Source organism: Pseudomonas sp. MPFS (assembly GCF_022537035.1).
In the GTDB taxonomy this organism is placed as follows: domain Bacteria; phylum Pseudomonadota; class Gammaproteobacteria; order Pseudomonadales; family Pseudomonadaceae; genus Aquipseudomonas; species Aquipseudomonas sessilinigenes.
Genome location: NZ_CP066123.1, coordinates 1,935,189 through 1,952,629, shown reverse-complemented (window position 1 = coordinate 1,952,629; position 17,441 = coordinate 1,935,189). Strand labels below are relative to the sequence as shown.

At 63.3% G+C, this 17,441-nt stretch carries 19 protein-coding genes; 5 read left to right on the top strand and 14 right to left on the bottom strand.

The window, feature by feature from the left end; all coding sequences use genetic code 11:
* Positions 1-78: 78 nt before the first annotated feature.
* The 8 genes from murB to I9018_RS09065 form a co-directional block, all read right to left on the bottom strand.
* Complete coding sequence (gene murB / locus I9018_RS09100; RefSeq protein WP_241109234.1) at positions 79-1,098, bottom strand: UDP-N-acetylmuramate dehydrogenase; 1,020 nt, start codon at positions 1,096-1,098, stop codon at positions 79-81.
* Positions 1,095-1,559, bottom strand: coding sequence for a low molecular weight protein-tyrosine-phosphatase (locus I9018_RS09095; RefSeq protein WP_068577989.1), 465 nt, complete (start codon positions 1,557-1,559; stop codon positions 1,095-1,097). Before I9018_RS09095 ends, murB begins: the two co-directional genes overlap by 4 nt.
* The gene (gene kdsB, locus I9018_RS09090) at positions 1,559-2,323 is read right to left on the bottom strand and encodes a 3-deoxy-manno-octulosonate cytidylyltransferase (protein ID WP_068577991.1); all 765 of its coding nucleotides are present in this window, start codon (positions 2,321-2,323) and stop codon (positions 1,559-1,561) included. Before kdsB ends, I9018_RS09095 begins: the two co-directional genes overlap by 1 nt.
* Entirely contained in the window at positions 2,320-2,505 is a 186-nt protein-coding gene (locus tag I9018_RS09085) for a Trm112 family protein (protein ID WP_056836870.1), read from the bottom strand. The genes kdsB and I9018_RS09085 overlap by 4 nt, the downstream gene beginning before the upstream one ends.
* 24 nt (positions 2,506-2,529) lie before the next feature.
* Positions 2,530-3,540, bottom strand: coding sequence for a tetraacyldisaccharide 4'-kinase (lpxK, locus tag I9018_RS09080; protein WP_241109233.1), 1,011 nt, complete (start codon positions 3,538-3,540; stop codon positions 2,530-2,532).
* On the bottom strand, positions 3,540-3,968 hold the full coding sequence (locus I9018_RS09075) for a biopolymer transporter ExbD (protein ID WP_068577995.1): 429 nt from the start codon (positions 3,966-3,968) through the stop codon (positions 3,540-3,542). The genes lpxK and I9018_RS09075 overlap by 1 nt, the downstream gene beginning before the upstream one ends.
* A complete protein-coding gene (locus tag I9018_RS09070) occupies positions 3,965-4,600 on the bottom strand; it encodes a MotA/TolQ/ExbB proton channel family protein (RefSeq protein WP_068577997.1) in 636 nt (211 codons plus the stop codon). The genes I9018_RS09075 and I9018_RS09070 overlap by 4 nt, the downstream gene beginning before the upstream one ends.
* 102 nt (positions 4,601-4,702) lie before the next feature.
* A complete protein-coding gene (locus I9018_RS09065; RefSeq protein WP_241109232.1) occupies positions 4,703-6,934 on the bottom strand; it encodes a DNA internalization-related competence protein ComEC/Rec2 in 2,232 nt (743 codons plus the stop codon).
* Between the two features lie 140 nt (positions 6,935-7,074).
* Between I9018_RS09065 and I9018_RS09060 the strand changes: the two genes are divergently transcribed.
* A complete protein-coding gene (locus I9018_RS09060) occupies positions 7,075-7,590 on the top strand; it encodes a DUF2062 domain-containing protein (protein ID WP_124346166.1) in 516 nt (171 codons plus the stop codon).
* Between the two features lie 52 nt (positions 7,591-7,642).
* On the opposite strand, the gene I9018_RS09055 is transcribed toward I9018_RS09060, so the two are convergent.
* From I9018_RS09055 to I9018_RS09040, 4 genes are all read right to left on the bottom strand, one after another.
* Positions 7,643-8,422, bottom strand: a complete 780-nt coding sequence (locus tag I9018_RS09055) for an ABC transporter permease (RefSeq protein WP_068578002.1) — start codon at positions 8,420-8,422, stop codon at positions 7,643-7,645.
* Positions 8,419-9,351: an ABC transporter ATP-binding protein gene (locus I9018_RS09050; RefSeq protein ID WP_241109231.1), complete on the bottom strand. Its 933-nt coding sequence runs from the start codon at positions 9,349-9,351 to the stop codon at positions 8,419-8,421. The genes I9018_RS09055 and I9018_RS09050 overlap by 4 nt, the downstream gene beginning before the upstream one ends.
* Before the next feature lie 132 nt (positions 9,352-9,483).
* On the bottom strand, positions 9,484-10,107 hold the full coding sequence (locus tag I9018_RS09045) for a glutathione S-transferase (RefSeq protein WP_068578027.1): 624 nt from the start codon (positions 10,105-10,107) through the stop codon (positions 9,484-9,486).
* A 42-nt stretch (positions 10,108-10,149) separates the two neighbouring features.
* Positions 10,150-10,809 carry a transglutaminase family protein gene (locus tag I9018_RS09040; RefSeq protein WP_124346164.1) on the bottom strand — a complete coding sequence of 220 codons (660 nt, stop codon included), beginning with the start codon at positions 10,807-10,809 and terminating at the stop codon, positions 10,150-10,152.
* Positions 10,810-11,034: 225 nt separating this feature from the next.
* Between I9018_RS09040 and I9018_RS09035 the strand changes: the two genes are divergently transcribed.
* Together I9018_RS09035 and I9018_RS09030 are read left to right on the top strand one after the other, a co-directional pair.
* Positions 11,035-13,482, top strand: coding sequence for an acyl-CoA dehydrogenase (locus tag I9018_RS09035; RefSeq protein WP_241109230.1), 2,448 nt, complete (start codon positions 11,035-11,037; stop codon positions 13,480-13,482).
* Between the two features lie 85 nt (positions 13,483-13,567).
* A complete protein-coding gene (locus tag I9018_RS09030; protein ID WP_068578010.1) occupies positions 13,568-13,975 on the top strand; it encodes a PA2817 family protein in 408 nt (135 codons plus the stop codon).
* 75 nt (positions 13,976-14,050) lie between these two features.
* Here I9018_RS09030 and I9018_RS09025 read toward each other — a convergent pair whose 3' ends face one another.
* Entirely contained in the window at positions 14,051-14,995 is a 945-nt protein-coding gene (locus I9018_RS09025) for a LysR family transcriptional regulator (protein WP_124346162.1), read from the bottom strand.
* An 89-nt stretch (positions 14,996-15,084) separates the two neighbouring features.
* On the opposite strand from I9018_RS09025, the gene I9018_RS09020 reads away from it, so the two are divergent.
* Positions 15,085-15,711 carry a hypothetical protein gene (locus I9018_RS09020; protein ID WP_068578013.1) on the top strand — a complete coding sequence of 209 codons (627 nt, stop codon included), beginning with the start codon at positions 15,085-15,087 and terminating at the stop codon, positions 15,709-15,711.
* Positions 15,712-15,746: 35 nt separating this feature from the next.
* Complete coding sequence (locus I9018_RS09015) at positions 15,747-16,379, top strand: LysE family transporter (protein ID WP_068578015.1); 633 nt, start codon at positions 15,747-15,749, stop codon at positions 16,377-16,379.
* On the opposite strand, the gene I9018_RS09010 is transcribed toward I9018_RS09015, so the two are convergent.
* A complete protein-coding gene (locus tag I9018_RS09010) occupies positions 16,368-17,378 on the bottom strand; it encodes a GTP-binding protein (protein WP_241109229.1) in 1,011 nt (336 codons plus the stop codon). The two genes, I9018_RS09015 and I9018_RS09010, sit on opposite strands and share 12 nt — an antisense overlap.
* Positions 17,379-17,441: the final 63 nt, after the last annotated feature.

Here is a 17,441-nt window from a genome sequence, read left to right as displayed (position 1 = left end):
CTAATTAAAAAAAAGCCTTGCCCGAACGTCAGCCGGGCAAGGCCTTTTGATCATGGCTGGCAATAGCGCCAGCCGCACTTAGTAGAGATTGGGCTCCATCTCCAGCTCGACCTGGAAGCGCTCGGCGATATCTCGTTGAATCCGCCGTGCCAGCTCCAACAGCTGCTGCCCCGTGGCGCTGCCATAGTTGACCAGTACCAGGGATTGCAGGCGATGAACTCCGGCGTCGGCTTCGCGAAAGCCCTTCCAGCCCGCTTGCTCGATCAACCAGCCGGCAGCCAGCTTCACCTGCCCGTCCGCCTGTGGATAACCCACCAACCCCGGGTGAGCCTGGCGGATCTGCTCCGCCAGCTCTGCCGGTACCACCGGATTCTTGAAGAAACTGCCCGCGTTCCCCAGCACCGCCGGATCAGGCAGCTTCTCGCTGCGGATGCTGCAGATCGCACGACTGACATCACGGGCATCGGGCTGCTCGACCCCCTGCTCGCTCAAGCGCTGGCGCACCGGACCGTACTCCAGGTGCAAATGCCCGGCCCGACTCAGGGCAAAGCGCACCCGCAGGATCAACCAGCGACCGGCTTCACGCTTGAACAGGCTGTCGCGATAGGCGAACTGGCATTGTTCCAGGTCGAAGTCCCGCAGCTCCCCGGTCTGCCGGTCGAGCGCCGTGAGGCCGGCGAATACATCCTTGATCTCGACGCCGTAGGCACCGATGTTCTGCATTGGCGCGGCACCGACGGTACCGGGGATCAGACTGAGGTTCTCCAACCCGGACAACCCCTGCTCCAGCGTCCACTGAACAAAGGGATGCCAGGCCTCCCCTGCCTCGGCCTCTACCACCACCCGCTGCCCGTCATCGCTGAGCAGGCGGATGCCACGGCTGGCCATGCGCAGCACCAGGGCCTGGATATCCTGGGTCAGCAGCAGATTGCTGCCACCGCCGATCACCAACAGTGGCACCTGGTGCTCACGGCTATAGGCCAGCGCCTCACGGACATCTGCATCGTCGTGGGCCTGGGCGAACAACTGGGCCTTGACCTCGACCCCGAAGCTGTTGAACGGCTTGAGGGATACATCGGACTGGACATGCAGGCTCATAACCGCCCCTTCAATTCGATCACCAGGCGATCGCAGGCCGCCTCGATCAGGTCCAGCACTTCCTCGAAGCCCTTTTCCCCGTCGTAGTATGGGTCTGGCACCTCGTCGCGCACCGCTTCGTAGCGCCGCAGGAACAGGTCCAGTTCAGCCTTGCCCAAAGCAGGCTGCAAGGCCTTGAGATTGCGCAGGTTGCTGTGATCCATGGCGAGGATCAGGTCATAGCGCGAGAAGTCGGCGCTGCCGACCTGCTGCGCCCGTTGTGCCGACAGGTCATAGCCACGCTGCAGCGCCGCCCGTTGGCTACGGGTGTCCGGCGCCTTGCCGACATGCCAGTCGCTGGTACCGGCGGATGCGACCTGCACCTGCTCTGCAAGGCCGGCCTCGCGCAACTTGTGGCGCAACACGCCTTCGGCGGTGGGCGAACGGCAGATATTGCCCAGGCAGACGAAAAGGACCTGCATCAAGCCTCCAGCAAGCGCCGGACGCGCTCCAGGTCTTCTGCGGTATCCACGCCGGTGGGCGGTGCTTCGAGGGCATCGGCTACATGAATCCGCACGCCGTGCCACAGGGCCCGCAGCTGCTCCAGGGACTCGGTGTTCTCCAACCAGCAAGGCCCCCAGCTGACGAAGTCGTGAAGAAAGCCAGCCCGGTACGCGTAGATGCCGATATGGCGGCGATAAGGCACGCCGGCCGGCAGCTCTTCACGATTGCGGGCAAAGGCGTCCCGAGCCCAGGGCAAGGTCGAACGGCTGAAGGTCAAAGCCAGGCCATTGAGGTCGCTGACCACCTTGACCACATTGGGGTTGAACAGGGTCTGTGCATCCTCGATCGGCTCGGCCAAGGTGGCCATGCGCGCTTCGGGATGGGCAGCCAGGTTGGCGGCTACCTGGTCGATCACCGCCGGCGGGATCAGCGGCTCGTCGCCCTGGACGTTGACTACGATGGCGTCTGCCGCCAGGCCCAGTTGGCTGGCGACTTCCGCCAGGCGATCAGTACCGGAGTTGTGGTCCTCACGGGTCAGCAGCGCCTCGGCACCAAAGCCCCGGCAAGCGTCGACGATGCGCTGATCGTCAGTGGCCACGACCACACGCTCGGCGCGGCTCTTGCTGGCCTGCTCCCAGACCCACTGGATCATCGGCTTGCCGGCGATCAGTTGCAGCGGTTTGCCTGGCAGGCGGGTGGAAGCAAAACGTGCCGGGATAACGACGGTGAAGGCGCTGGTCATTTCTCCAGGCGCTCCTCGGCGGTCAGGGTGCGAGCTTCGCTCTCCAGCATGACCGGAATGCCATCGCGAATCGGGTAGGCCAGGCCGGCTCCCTTGCTGATCAGCTCGGTCTTGTCGGCGCTGAGTTTGAGAGGGCCTTTGCAGATCGGGCAGGCCAGGATGTCGAGCAGTTTGGTGTCCATGAGGGTTTCCCTGGATAAAAGCGGTTAAGGCAATAGGCGATCGGGCAGCAGGCGCATCAACTGGGTATCGAACCAGGCGACGAAAGCCGGTGATGGCACCGCGTCCACCGCCAGGTACCACCAGTCGGCAGCCGCGAAGCCGCGGCATTTGACCGCGTCTTTTTCAGTCATGACCAACGGCAATGGCGGGCTGAAAGCCAGGGCCTGCGCACTGAATTGGGCGTGGTCGGCAAATGCATGGGGAACAGGTCGCCAGTGTAGCGTTTCAAGGGTATTGAAGAAACGCTGGGGGTTGCCGATGCCCGCTACCGCATGCACGGCCTGCCCCGGGGCAAAATGCTCAACGCCGCGACGCTCGCCGCTTTGCAGGTTGACCAGTGCCGAGGGCTGGAGCTGAAAGGCGAAACCATCGTCGCGATCATCGTTGGCGCCGTTGTACAACAGTGCATCGACGCTGTGCAGGCGCTCCACCGGCTCACGCAGCGGCCCGGCCGGCAGGCAACGGCGATTGCCCAAACCACGGGCAGCGTCGATCAGCACCAGCTCCAGGTCCCGGGCCAGGCGGTAGTGTTGCAGGCCATCATCGGACAGGATCAGGTCCAGCGGTTCCGCGGCCAGCAAGGCCTGCACCGCGCGACTGCGATCAGGATCGATCATCAATGGCACGCCACAGCGCTGGACGATCAACAACGGCTCGTCGCCAGCCACCTCGGCGCTGTCCTGGGCATCGACGCGCCATGGCAGGTGCGGCGGCTTGGCCCCATACCCACGGCTGACGACCCCAACCCGCAGGCCCAGGCGCTGGCAATGCTCCACCAGCCACAGGATCAAGGGCGTCTTGCCAGTGCCGCCGACGGTGATATTACCCACCACCACCAAGGGCACCGGCGGCTGGTAGATCTCGCCCTGGCCCGCCAGGAAGCGCTGGCGCTTGCCCACCACGACACGGCGATACAGCCATTCCAGGGGCTGCAACAGTTTCAACGCGGGATGGCCCTGGTACCAGGCGGCCAACAGACGATCGGAAAATGCCATCAGGGTGCCGTTGCCGCCTCGACGGTAGTCATGCGCAAGTGGCTGAAACCGAGCTTGCCAGCGGCGTCCATGGCGGTGATCACCGCCTGGTGCTGGGTCTTGCCGTCGGCACTGATGGACAGCGGCAGGTTGGTGTCGCCACCGGATTCCTTCTGCAATGCATCGATCAGGCTCGCCAGGTCACTCTTGGGCAGCACCTGGTTGTTCACCGAGAACACGCCATCGGCACTGATGGCGATATCCAGTTGCTTGACCTGCTGGTCCTCGGCGGGCGAACCGCTGACCGCCTCCGGCAAGTCGACACGCAGTTCGGTTTCTCGGGTGAAGGTGGTGGTCACGACGAAGAACAACAGCAGGATGAACACCACGTCGATCAGCGACGCGAGGTTGATATCCACGGTTTCCCGGGGTTTGCGACGGAACTTCACGCTTTGTCCTCGGCCAGGTCGACATCGCGGTCGCCCTGGATCACCTCGACCAGCTTGATCGCCTCCTGCTCCATGCCCACCACCAACTCATCGACCCGGCGTTGCAGGAAGCGATGGAAGAACACCGACGGAATACCCACCATCAGGCCGGCTGCCGTAGTGATCAGCGCCTTGGAAATCCCCCCCGCCAGTACATGGGCGTTGGTGGTCATGCCCGAGCCCATGAACGAACTGAAGATATCGATCATCCCCAGCACCGTACCCAGCAGGCCCAGCAAAGGCGCCATGGCGGCGATGGTGCCGAGGGCATTGAGGTAGCGCTCCAGCTCATGGATGACCCGGGCAGCCGCCTCCTCGATGCACTCCTTCATGATCTCGCGGCCATGCTTGGAGTTGGCCAGGCCTGCGGCCAGGATCTCACCCAGTGGCGAGTCGGCGCGCAACTCCTTGAGCTTGTCCTTGTTCAGCTGCTTGTCCTTGATCCAGCGCCAGACCTGGCCCAGCAGATGGGGCGGTGTGACACGGCTGGCTCGCAGGGTCCACAAGCGCTCGGCAATGATGCCCACGGCAGCGATGGAACTCAGAATGATCGGCAACATCATCCAGCCGCCGGATTTGACCAATTCCCACACAGTGACAGCCCCCTCGAAAAAGTGCGCCACTCTAACATAGGGGCTGGACGCACCGAAGACCGTGATGTCGCATGTTCAGAGGCTTTAATAACCCACGGTTATTTAAGGCATTGCCGGTGGAGCACGCCAGAAACGCCGCTGCTCCCGCACGCTGTATGGCTTGCTGAAGGCCCCCAGTTGCAGCTTCAGTGCCCCCTGCTCGGCGCTGTCGTAGATGATCACGCCCTGGCGTCGATAACGCGCCACCACTTGCGGGTGGGGATGGCCATAGGCATTGCCACGCCCCCGGGAGATCAGCACCGCGCCAGGGGCCAGGCGCTGCAACAAGGCCCTGGACGACGAGGTCCGGCTACCGTGGTGAGGCGCTTGCAGCCAATGCACAGGCACCCCCAGCGGACTGTCTAGAAAGGCTCTTTCGGCCTGGACGTCGATATCGCCGGTGAGCAGCAGGCGCTCTCCATTCGCCTCGACCAACAGCACGCAGGATGCCTGGTTGCCATCACGGGCGTGGGCCCATTGCCATTGGCTGAAACGCACGCCATCCCATTGCCAGCTCACTCCGGACTCACAAGGTGTGGCTTGCAGGGCCGCCGGCAACTCCCGGGGCTCGCCACTGCGTACCAGGTGCACCGGCAACGCCCGCTGCACCGCCAGGGCACCTCCGGCGTGATCGTTATCGGCATGGCTGAGCAGCATCAGGTCCAGTTGCCGGATGGCCAGCCGATGCAAGGTCGGCACCACCACTCGCTCCCCCAGGTCGAAATCACCGCTGCGGGCGCCGGCGTCATACAGCATCGCGTGCTCCCTGGTACGCAGGATGAATGACAATCCCTGCCCCACATCCAGCTGCCAGACCTCGGCCTGGCCATAGGGCACCCGCTGCGGCGGTGGCCAGGCCACCAGCAACAACAAGGGCCAGCCGAAAATCCGCAACGGTGTACCAGCAGGCAACAGCAACAAGCCAGCACCCAGGCAGGACAAGACCCAGAGCCACCAGGGAAGCAGGGGTGCCATCCAAGCCGGGGACCATCGGGCCACCACCTCCAGCCAACGAAACAACCCGTCGAGCAACCCACCGGCCAGCCACAGTATTCCCTCTCCCAGATAGGGCACGGGCAACAGCAGGCACCCCAACAAGGCTGGCGGCAGTACTAGAAAACTGATCCAGGGAACGGCCAGCAGATTGGCCACTGGACCACTGAGGCTGATGGGCAGGCCCAGGGCCAGTAGCGATGGCAAGAGGCCGATGGCCACCAACCACTGGGCGCGGCTCCAGCCTTGCCACCAGCGCCATGCCCCCAGGCGCCCGGCGAAGGTGAAGACCAGGATCGCCACCGCGGCGAACGACAACCAGAACCCCGGTTGCAGGCTGGCCAGGGGTTCGAACAGCAGGACCGCATCAAGCGCCAGCAACAACGGCCACCAGGCCCCCAGGTGACGAAAGCGCAAGCGCCAGAGCAGGACCAGCGCCACCATCACACAAGAGCGCTGGACGGGCACGTCGAACCCGGCCAGCAGCCCGTAACCCAGGGCCGCGAGGAATGCCAGGGCACAAGCCCAGGGCAGCCAGGGCCAACGCTCGGGCCACGCGCCATGACGTGCCAATCCCGCCACGGCCAGGTAAACCACCCCGGCCAACAGGCTGATGTGCTGCCCGGAGATCACCATCAAGTGCACGGTGCCAGTGTCCTGCAGCAGCTGCCAATCCTCACGCGCCAACCCGGAACCGTCCCCCATCACCAGAGCAGCCAGCCCTCCGGCACGCCCATGGGCCTCGACGGCCAATAACCGCTGGCGCAAGCCATCACGCCAGGCACCACGGGCCGCAGCCAATAGCTGGCCGTCCTTGACCGTACCGGTGGCGCCAATCCGCCTGGCCAGCAACCAGGCTTCGTAGTCGAAACCCTGCAGATTGAGCAGGCCCGCCGGGCGCCGCAAGGTCACCGCCAGGCGCCAGTGCTCGCCACTTCTGACCTGCGGCCCATCACGCCAGCTCAGGCGCATTCGCCTTGGCAACCGATCACGCCGGGCCTGGGCATCCTGCACCTCGAAACGTACCACCCCTGTTCCGCTCTCCGGCAAACCGACGACCCTCCCCTCCAGCCAACGGGTCTGCCCATCCAGTCGCGAGGCCAGGCGGTCATCAAGCGCCCATTGCGCGCACGTGCACGCCCAAGCCAGGCCGAACAGGAAAAATGCCACCGGATGTGTACGAAACGGCAGCATCATCAATGCCAGTATCCCCATCGGCCACAACCACCAGGCGGGCGGCAAGGCTGGCAGGAAACCCAGTGCCAGAAGCCCCGCGGCCAACCCCAGCATCCCTGTGCGCATTCGCCACTCCATCCATGACAATCCCTACCCTGGGATTAGCCAAGAATGTCGGGAGGCGGCTTTATCATTTGTCACAATGTCTGAATTTGCCCTAGTTACAATCCGGTCATAATTGCCGCTTGACCCGACCGAGAAGCCTTATGCCCCGGCGCTTATTCCGACGCTACATGCCAGATCCCAGCAGCATCCGCGAACACAAGTCCTTACGCTTTCTCGGTACCCTGCTGCATGACGCCAACCTCTGGCACCTCAACCGGCACTCGGTGGCACGGGCCATGGCCGTGGGCCTGTTCGCCGCCTTCATCCCGATCCCGATGCAGATGCTTCTCGCCGCAGTGCTGGCCATCTGGCTGCGGGGCAATATGCCCATCAGCGTCAGCCTGGTGTGGCTGACCAACCCAATCACCATGCCGCCGGTGTTCTTCTGCACCTATCAGCTAGGAGCCTGGCTGATGAACGTACCGCCACGCACCCTGCCCGACAGCCTTACCTGGGAATGGATCAGCGGCCAGCTGTCCACCCTGTGGCAACCCTTCCTCCTGGGTTCGGTGGTGGCCGGCCTGGTACTGGGGGCCCTGGCCTATTGCCTGACCATGCTCTATTGGCGTTGGTGGGTCGCCCGCCAATGGCGACGGCGCAAGTTGCAGCGGCGCTAGAAACGACAACGGCCTCCCGAGGGAGGCCGTTTTCATTGCTCGACAGTGCTGCTTACTGGCGCATGCCGCGCCCGCTGACCAGCAACCGGGCACAACCGATATAAAGCACCGCCGTGGCCACCAGCATGAACGTGATCGCGGTGCCGATACTGATATCCGATACCCCGAGGATGCCGTAGCGGAACGAGTTGACCATGTGCAACACCGGGTTGGCCAGGGACACGGTCTGCCAGAACGGCGGCAGCAGGTTGATCGAATAGAACACCCCGCCCAGGTAGGTCAGTGGTGTCAGGACGAACGTCGGGATAATCGAGATATCGTCGAAGTTGCGTGCGAACACCGCGTTGATGAAGCCCAACAGCGAGAAGATCGTCGCCGTCAGCACCACCACCAGCACAGTGATGCCCAGGTGATGCACCTGCAGCTTGGTGAAGAACAGCGACAGCAGCGTCACGATCACTCCCACCGCCAGCCCACGCAGCACCCCACCCAGGGTGTAGCCGACCAGGATGGTGTGGGGCGACACCGGCGACACCATCAGTTCCTCGATGGAGCGCTGGAACTTGCTGCCGAAGAAGCTCGACACCACATTGCCGTAGGAGTTGGTGATCACCGACATCATGATCAGCCCCGGCACGATGTACTCCATGTAGGTGAAGCCACCCATGTCACCGATTTGCCGGCCAATGAGGTTACCGAAGATGACGAAGTACAGGACCATGGTGATGGCTGGCGGCAGCAGGGTCTGCGGCCAGATCCGGGTAAAGCGCTTGACCTCGCGGTAGACGATGGTATTGAGCGCCACCAGGTTGGCTTGGAACTCTGAACTCATACCGCCACCTTCGACAGATTCTTCTCCACCAGGGACACGAACAGTTCCTCAAGTCGGTTGGTCTTGTTACGCAGGCTCAGCACTTCGATGTTTTGCAGCGCCAATTGGCCGAACAGCGCGGTGATCCCTGCGGCTTTGTCCACCTGGACCTCCAGGGTATGGCTGTCCACCAGTCGGGCCGGATAACCGACCAACGAGGGTGCGACGGACAGGTGATGCTTGAGGTCGAGCAGGAAGGTCTCCACATGCAGTTGGCCGAGCAACTGGCGCATGCTGGTGTTCTCGACGATGGTGCCGTGGTCGATGATGCCGATGTTGCGGCACAACTGCTCGGCCTCTTCCAGGTAGTGAGTGGTGAGGATGATAGTGATGCCCTTCTGGTTGAGCTCGGTAAGGAAGCTCCACATCGAACGGCGCAGCTCGATATCCACCCCGGCAGTGGGTTCATCGAGGATCAACAGGCGCGGTTCATGGACCAGGGCCCGGGCGATCATCAACCGGCGCTTCATGCCACCGGACAAGGAGCGCGAAGGCATGTCGCGCTTGTCCCACAGGCCGAGCTGGGTCAGGTATTGCTCGGCCCGCTCCCTGGCGATCTTCGCCGGAATACCGTAATAGCCGGCCTGGGTCACGACGATGTCGAAGGTCTTTTCGAACTGGTTGAAGTTGAATTCCTGCGGCACCACGCCAATGCTGCGCTTGAGCGCCGCCGGCTGGCGATCCAGGTCATGGCCGAAGACATTCACCGTTCCGCTGGTCTTGTTCACCAGGGTCGAGAGAATGCCGATGGTGGTGGATTTACCGGCCCCGTTGGGACCGAGCAGGGCAAAGAAGTCACCCTCGGCGACATCCAGATCGATACCACTCAGGGCCTGGAAACCGTTGCCGTAGGTTTTGGTTAGCTGCCGGATGGACAGAGCGGAACTCATATCGGATTCATGCACCAAGAAGAGGGAGTTTTATAGTTAAGGGCGGCCCGGCCAGATTGCAACGACGCCGGACGCTCGCCATGTTGCGTGCCGACGCCCTGCAAGTACAGTCATGTCTATCAATAGTGGGTATTAAGTCAACGCGGTCATCACCGCCCGACGATAGGCCGGGCGCTGCTGCAGGCGCTGGTACCAGGCTTCCAGATGAGGCATCGATGGCCGCTCGATCGGCATCTCGAACCAGGCATAAATGAAACTGCCCAAGGGAATGTCGCCCATGCCGATCTGCTGGCCGGAGAGGTAGGGTTGCCCGGCCAGCGCCTGGTCGACCCGCCCCAGCAAGTCGGCGCAGGTGTCCCTGGCCGCATTGATCTTCACCCAATCCTGTTGTTCCGACGGGGTGCGCAATACCCCCCAGAACAGGGGACGGAACACATCGGCGAAGGTCGAGGTGTTCCAATCCATCCACTTCTCGGCACTGGCCCGTGCCTGCACGTCGGCCGGATACCAGGGCGTGCCGGCGGCATGCCGAGCCAGCAAATAGCGCACGATGGTGTTGGATTCCCAGAGCACGAAGCCTTCGTCCTCGATCATCGGGATCCGCCCGTTGGGGTTCAGCGCCCGGTACTCGGGGGTGTCCACCACACCGAAGGCGCCACCGGCATCCAGGGACTCATAGGCCAGCCCCAATTCCTCGGCGCACCACAGCGCTTTCCTGACATTCGATGAATTCTTGCGTCCCCAGATCTTCAGCATGACCATCCCTCGGTAATGAATGCCGGGGCAGTCTACGCCTGATCAGCCGCGACTCAAATCGCTGTGCATATCCCCAAGTCCTGTGAATTGCGGCTGGCCGATCAGATGCGGATAGCATTTTTTCAGGTGGTCGAAAAAGAAGTGCTCCGGGACATCGGCAAACTGCCCATGGTCCACCAGGTATTCCATCAACTGCTCGCCCTGGCGATTGAAGGGATGGAAGACGCTGTCATGCACGCCGTCGAACTCCAGCGGCGCCACATCGAACAGCTCGCACAGGTCCTGGTTGAACGCCGGCGTGGCCTTGACCCAACGCCCGTCCAGGTACAGCTCGGTATAGCCGTGCATGGCGAACACGTCGCTGCGCAACAATTCCAGCAAGCGCGGGGTCGAGAGATGGTTGCGCACGTCCGCCAGGCCTATCCGGGCAGGAATCCCGCAATGCCGTGCACAACCGGCCAGCAAGGTGGCCTTGGGCACGCAATAGCTCTCGCCCGTGGCCAGGGCGTGGCTGCCGCGCAGGCTCCCGGGGTCGAGGCTGAAAGTGTAGGGGTTGTAGCGCACGGCCTCGCGTACCGCGTAGTAGAGGCTCACCGCTTGCTCCCTGGGGTCGCCTCGGGTGCCGCGATGAGATTCGGCGAACTCCACTACCGCCGGGTGGTCACTATCGATGAAGCGGCTGGGACGCAGGTACTCGTGCATGGGCATAACCTCCAGGTGAACCCTGAGTCTATAGAGGCATCCAGCACAGAGATAACGACGTTTCGGCCAAAGATCATGGCCTGCTTCACCCAGCCGGACGAAACGGGCAGCCGACATTCACCGGCCAGGGCCAGCCTGCCTCGCACCGCCCCGGGCACCCGCTTGGTCGCACGCCGACTAAGCTCTGAGGGTGCTTCGGCCCCCTGGCCTCATGGAGGATTGAATATGCTGTTGTTGTGGATACTGGTTCTGCTGGCTGGCGTCGCCTACCTGGCACATCGCCGCACCGCTCCGTTGCCCGCCCTGGGCGCAGTCGCTGTCTACCTGCTGGCCATGGGCATCTTCAGCCACGCTCCCGGCTGGTTGCTGCTGGTGTTCTGGGTCGTCCTGGCGGCAGTGGCCGCGCCCCTGTTGCTGCCGGACCTGCGGCGCAAGCATTTCAGCGCCCCGCTGTTCAACTGGTTCCAGAAAGTCTTGCCACCGATGTCGCAAACCGAGCGCGACGCCATCGACGCCGGCACCGTGTGGTGGGATGGCGAGCTGTTCAGCGGGCGTCCTGACTGGAACACCCTGCTGGCCTATCCCAGGGCCCAGCTCACCGAGGAAGAACAAGCCTTCATCGACGGTCCCACCGAAGAACTCTGCGCCATGGTCAGCGACTGGCAGATCGGCCAGCAGATGGACCTGCCTGCCGAGGCCTGGGCGCATATCAAGGAACATGGTTTCTTCGCCCTGATCATTCCCAAGGAGTACGGCGGCAAGGGCTTCTCGGCCTATGCCCACTCCCAGGTGGCGATGAAGCTGGCGACCCGCAGCGGCGACCTGGCCTCCACGGTCATGGTTCCCAATTCCCTGGGCCCGGCCGAACTGCTGCTGCACTACGGCACCGACGAACAGCGCAACCACTACCTGCCGCGCCTGGCCCGGGGCGACGATATTCCCTGCTTTGCCCTGACCGGCCCCCTGGCCGGCTCCGACGCCGGGGCCATGCCGGACACCGGCATCATCTGCAAGGGCCAGTGGCAAGGCGAGGAAACCCTCGGCCTGCGCCTGAACTGGGAAAAGCGCTACATCACCCTGGGCCCGGTAGCGACCCTGCTGGGCCTGGCCTTCAAGGCCCATGACCCGGACCACCTGCTGGGCGAAGAGGAAGACCTGGGCATCAGCCTGGCCTTGATCCCCACCGACACCCCCGGGGTGGAAATCGGCCGCCGCCACCTGCCCCTGGGCGCCGCCTTCATGAATGGCCCCAACTCCGGCAAGGACGTGTTCATCCCCCTGGACTTCCTTATCGGCGGCCAGGACATGCTCGGCAAGGGCTGGATGATGCTGATGAACTGCCTGTCGGTGGGACGCTCCATCTCGCTCCCGGCAGTGGGCACCGGTGCCGCCAAGTTCACCAGCCTGGTCACCGGCCAGTACGCCCAGGTACGTGAGCAGTTCAACGTGCCGCTGGCGGCCTTCGAAGGCATCCAGGAAGCCCTGGCGCGCATCGGCGGCAATGCCTGGCTGATGGACAGCGCGCGCATGCTCACCGCCAACGCCGTGGACCTGGGGGAAAAACCCTCGGTGCTGTCGGCGATCCTCAAGTACCACCTCACCGAGCGCGGCCGCGAATGCATCGGCCACGCCATGGACGTGCACGGCGGCAAGGGCATCATCATGGGGCCCAACAACTACCTGGGCCGCAACTGGCAGGGCGCGCCGATCTTCATCACCGTGGAAGGCGCCAACATCCTGTCGCGCAACCTGATGATCTTCGGCCAGGGGGCGATCCGCTGCCATCCCTTCGTGCTCAAGGAAATGGCCCTGGCCGGGCGCGAAGACCATGACCAGGCCCTGAAGGAGTTCGATGCCCTGCTGCTCAAGCACATCGGCTTCGCCGTGAGCAACGCCGCCAGCACCCTGGTGCTGAACCTGGGCCTGGGTCGCTTCGAAAAAGCCCCGGGGGACAGCCTCAGCCAGGGCTACTTCCGCGCCTTGAACCGCCAGGCCGCAGCCTTCGCCCTGCTCGCCGACCTGTCGATGATGCTCCTGGGTGGCGAACTCAAGCGCCGCGAGCGCCTGTCCGCACGCCTGGGCGATGTGCTCAGCCACCTGTACCTGGGCTCGGCGGCGCTCAAGCGCTACCACGACCTGGACTCGCCGGAGTACCTGCAACCGCTGCTGGCCTGGGCCATGGAAGAAAGCCTCGGTCACTCGGAACGGGCCCTGGACGAACTGCTGCGCAACTTCCCCAGCCGCACCTTCGGCTGCCTGCTGCGGGTCCTGGTGTTTCCCTTCGGCCGGCACCATACCGGCCCCTCGGATCGACTGGACGCCGAAGTGGCGGCGATCATCGGCCGGGCCAAGGGCGACCCGGCCCTGGAAGCCGTGCTCGAAGGTTGCTACCGCCCGCAAGCGGCGGACGATCCGGTGGGTGCCCTGCAGCATGCCTGCGAACTGATCAGCGCCGCCCATCCACAATACAAGCGCCTGCACGAGGCGTTGAAAAGCGGCCAGTTCAAGCCCGCGGCCGGCGAATCGGTCATCGACACCGCGCTGGAGGCCGGTGTCCTGCAGGCAGCCGAGGCGCAAAGCCTGCACGCGGCCGAAGCAGCGCGGCGCAAAGTCATCGATGTGGATGATTTCGCCAAGCAAGAGTTGACCTTGAGCGAAGGCAAGACCCGCTAGGCGACCGCCCTTGGGCTGGTCGATTATGAAACCGGGCGTGGGGGCTATATACTCCCGCGCCCGTTTTGCTCTTGAGGACCCTGTCATGTCCAACACCGTCGCCGACCATCTCGTCCTGCTGGACCACCTGCGCAGCATCCTGGTGGCCGTGGGAGAAGCCGAACAGGTTCCCGAAGAAAGCCACGCGCTGTTCCTGGAGCGCTTCGATGAACTGCGCGCCTCGCTGCCGATCGATCCGATCGAAAGCCAGTACCTGGGCCAGGACCTGCTGTGCCAGATCATGCAACGCTACCCACAGATCGCCCACCTGGTGCCGCGCGACCTGCTGTGGTACTTCGCCGGCGACTGCCTGCACTACATGCCCGACGAGGAAATCGACCTGTACCAGGCCCTCGAGGAGCGCCGCTACGAGGCCGAGCAGAACGACGAGCCCTTCGACTGGAACCAGGAAAAACAGCTGCTGGCGCTCTCCGACCAGGACAGCAAGCACTGATCGATACGCCTGGCGTCACCAAGGCCCGTACGGTTACACCGGCGGGCCTTTTTCATGGGCGCCGTTTGCCGGCGACTAGGGCGCCTTGCCCGGCCGGCCCAAGGTCGGTTCCTTGGCCAGGCACTCCACCAGGTAATCGATGAACACCCGCAACTTGGGCGGCAGGTAGCGGGTCGGCGAGTGCAGCAGCCAGGCGCCGCCGTGGTAGGAGGCCAGGAAGGTCCACTCCGGCAGCACCTGCACGATCAAGCCCTGCTCCAGGGCATGGCGCGCAGTGAAGTACGGCAGGCTGCCGATCCCCAGGTGCTGCAGCACCGCATCCAGGCGTACGCCGGTGTGGTTGGCGGCGTAGCGCCCACGCACCGCCACGGTGACCGCCTTGCTGCCCTGGGTGAACTTCCAGCGTGCGTCGCTGGGCGTCTCGCCCAGGTAGATGCAACTGTGCTGGCGCAGGTCCTGGGGATGGCCCGGCGTGCCGTGCTCCGCCAGGTACTGCGGCGTAGCGCACAGCAGATGGTCGATGCGCAGCAACTGGCGGCCGATCAACCCAGGCGGCGGCCGGTCGGTGATGCGGATCGCCAGGTCGACATGATCGTCGATCAGGTCGACGTCCCGGTCTTCGTGCAGTAACTCCACATCCACCTTCGGGTAACGCCGCAGGAACTCGGGCATGTGCGGGTGCACCACGAAACGCCCCACCGCCTTGGGCACGCTGACCCGCACCACGCCCTCGGCCTCGTGGGTGAACTGGCCGCTGATCTCCATCACCGAACGCGCCGCGCTGACCATCTCGCAGCAGCGCTTGAACACTTCCTCGCCACCATCGCTCAAGCGCAGCTTGCGAGTGGTGCGTTGCAGCAAGCGGGTGGCCAGGGCCTTCTCCAGGCGCGAAACGCTGCGGCTCACCGCCGAAGGCGAAGAACCCAGCTGGCGCGCGGCCTCGGAGAAGCTACCGGTCTCCACCACGCGGACGAAAATGGCCATTTCGGCCAGCAAAGGCAGGGGTAGATTTATGCTCATGACGCAATAGTCCATTGAGTTTCGAACGGATTATCACGCAATCGAGGCCGCCACATAATAAAAAAACACTCACTTGCAAGGTCTCGAACATGACGCTGCGCCTGTATTTCCAAGACGATGAATTGAATATCCCGGTGCAAGTCCTGGGCTGCACCAGGGTGGACGACTCGTTTATCGCCACCCTCGACGCCACGCCTTTCCATCCCCAGGGCGGCGGCCAACCCAGCGACACCGGCTGGATTGGCGAGGCCCGGGTGCTACGGGTACTGCAGGACGGTGAACAGATCCTGCACCACCTGTCCCAGCCCCTCGAGCCCGGCTCTTTCATCGCCCGGGTGGACCCGGACCAACGCCTGTTCAACAGCCGTATGCACTCGGCCGGACACCTGATCGGCCACTTCGGCCAGAGCCTGGGTTGGATACCGGTCAAGGCCCACCACTGGCCAGGCGAAGGCCGGGTGTCGTTCAAACCGGGGCCGACACCTCAGGCCATCGATGCCGACTTGCTGCACAGCGCTATCGAACAATGGATAACCGCGGATTTGCAGCGCCGCATCGAGTTGCAGGACGGCATGCGCCAGGTCGGCTTCGGCCCGTTGCCGACCTTTGGCTGCGGAGGTACCCATGTACAACGACTGCGGGAACTGGGCCAGGTACGCATTGAATCGGTAACGGAAAAAAAGGGCGTGCTCTCGGTCAGCTACGACCTGGCCTGATCCCTCGCCCCTTCAACCTGCCTCACGGAGTTTCCATGCTGTCCACCTATCTCGGTGAATTCGCCGCCCTGGCAGTGGTTCACTTTCTCGCCGTGCTCGCTCCCGGGCCGGACTTTGCCGTCACCATCCGCCAGAGCGTGCGTTTTGGCCGCATGATCGGCACTTGTACCGCCCTGGGGATCGGCGCCGGCATCTCGGTCCATGTGCTCTATACCCTGTTGGGCGTCGGCGCCCTGATGCACACCACGCCGTGGTTGCTGAACGTCGCCAAGCTACTGGGTGCCGCCTATATCCTCTACCTGGGCATCAGCCTGCTGCGCAGCAAGGCCAAGTCCAGCGTACCGGGGGAAGCGGAGCCTGAGCCGGCTCGACAGACACTGCCGCGCGCCTTCATCACCGGTTTCCTGACCAACGCCACCAACCCCAAGGCGACCCTGTTTTTCCTGGCAATCTTCACCACCCTGGTCAGCGCCAGCACGCCACTGAGCATCCAGGCCCTGTATGGCGCCTGGATGTGCCTGGTGAACGCGCTGTGGTTCGTCATCGTCGCGCTGTTTTTCTCCAGTTCCCGCGTCCGCCTGCTGTTCATGCGCCTGGGGCACTGGTTCGAACGCTGCATGGGGCTGGTCCTGCTGCTGTTCGCCGGACGCTTGCTGTTATCGCTCTGAGCCCACGGCCAGCCGGGTAACAGTGAGCTCTGGGTGGCAGACCGATTGCTCCAGGCGCTCACACAGCGCCTGGGCATCCAACTGCCTGGAGCCGATCACCACCAGGTGGCTACCCACGGCCTCTTGCTCATCCCAGGTCGCGGCAGGCTGTATATCCAGGCGCGCGCCCACCAGATGCAGGACAAAGCGTCGTTCGGGGTACCCCTGCAGATAAAGAAACCCCTTGGCTCGGTAGACATGGTCCGGAAACCCGCCAATCACCTTGCGCAGGGCCGCCAGGGACAGGGGCGCCGAGCTGTGCCAACTGAAACTGCTGAACAGTTGATCATGTCGCTGGGGCCTGGCCACGGCATAACCCGGCTGGCGGGCATGGAACGCAAGCGGCGCGAAACGCTCCGGGCTGGTATCGAAGATGAAGGGCAAGGGGATATTGGCAAAGACCGCCTCATGGACCTTGGCCCGGGGAAACAGCCACTGCCGCTTCAGCCCCTGCAAGCTCTCGGGACTGACCAGATCAACCTTGTTGATCACCACGATATCGGCAGCGGCCAACTGTTCCTGGGCCAGGGGCCTGACCTCCTCAGGCAGGTCGCGATGACGCTCGGCATCGAGCAGCACCACCACGGTGTCGAGTACCAGCCGTTGGCGCAATTGCGGATACCTCAAGGTGTGCACCACCCGCCCAGGATCGGAAACACCACTGGTTTCTATCAGGATATGTTCGGGTCGCCCCTCTTGCATCTTGCACAACTTCTCAAGTTGCTCGATCAGATCACTTTCAACAGTGCAACAAATACAACCATTGGCCAGGCTGGTTATATTCTGCGAGGCACTGACAATCAAATTGGCGTCTATGTTTATTTCACCAAAGTCATTGACCATGACCGCAATCTTCAAACCATGGTCGCCATTAAGAATACGGTTCAACAACGTGGTTTTTCCCGAACCGAGAAATCCGGAAATAACACTGACACGAATGATCGGAAGTTTCGAAGACATTGCTCTCACCCACACTGGCAAGTTCAGGCATGACCGCACGAATGATTCGCGCACCGAGTACTA

Coding starts and splice junctions, on each gene's coding strand:
- lpxK (WP_241109233.1), bottom strand. CDS start 3,540: ATGGCATTTTCCGATCGTCTGTTGGCCGCCTGGTACCAGGGCCATCCC.
- I9018_RS09030 (WP_068578010.1), top strand. CDS start 13,568: ATGTCCAACACCGTCGCCGACCATCTCGTCCTGCTGGACCACCTGCGC.
- I9018_RS09060 (WP_124346166.1), top strand. CDS start 7,075: ATGCCCCGGCGCTTATTCCGACGCTACATGCCAGATCCCAGCAGCATC.
- I9018_RS09055 (WP_068578002.1), bottom strand. CDS start 8,422: ATGAGTTCAGAGTTCCAAGCCAACCTGGTGGCGCTCAATACCATCGTC.
- kdsB (WP_068577991.1), bottom strand. CDS start 2,323: ATGACCAGCGCCTTCACCGTCGTTATCCCGGCACGTTTTGCTTCCACC.
- I9018_RS09050 (WP_241109231.1), bottom strand. CDS start 9,351: ATGAGTTCCGCTCTGTCCATCCGGCAGCTAACCAAAACCTACGGCAAC.
- I9018_RS09065 (WP_241109232.1), bottom strand. CDS start 6,934: ATGCGCACAGGGATGCTGGGGTTGGCCGCGGGGCTTCTGGCACTGGGT.
- I9018_RS09040 (WP_124346164.1), bottom strand. CDS start 10,809: ATGCACGAGTACCTGCGTCCCAGCCGCTTCATCGATAGTGACCACCCG.
- murB (WP_241109234.1), bottom strand. CDS start 1,098: ATGAGCCTGCATGTCCAGTCCGATGTATCCCTCAAGCCGTTCAACAGC.
- I9018_RS09010 (WP_241109229.1), bottom strand. CDS start 17,378: ATGTCTTCGAAACTTCCGATCATTCGTGTCAGTGTTATTTCCGGATTT.
- I9018_RS09015 (WP_068578015.1), top strand. CDS start 15,747: ATGCTGTCCACCTATCTCGGTGAATTCGCCGCCCTGGCAGTGGTTCAC.
- I9018_RS09020 (WP_068578013.1), top strand. CDS start 15,085: ATGACGCTGCGCCTGTATTTCCAAGACGATGAATTGAATATCCCGGTG.
- I9018_RS09035 (WP_241109230.1), top strand. CDS start 11,035: ATGCTGTTGTTGTGGATACTGGTTCTGCTGGCTGGCGTCGCCTACCTG.
- I9018_RS09095 (WP_068577989.1), bottom strand. CDS start 1,559: ATGCAGGTCCTTTTCGTCTGCCTGGGCAATATCTGCCGTTCGCCCACC.
- I9018_RS09045 (WP_068578027.1), bottom strand. CDS start 10,107: ATGCTGAAGATCTGGGGACGCAAGAATTCATCGAATGTCAGGAAAGCG.
- I9018_RS09025 (WP_124346162.1), bottom strand. CDS start 14,995: ATGAGCATAAATCTACCCCTGCCTTTGCTGGCCGAAATGGCCATTTTC.
- I9018_RS09085 (WP_056836870.1), bottom strand. CDS start 2,505: ATGGACACCAAACTGCTCGACATCCTGGCCTGCCCGATCTGCAAAGGC.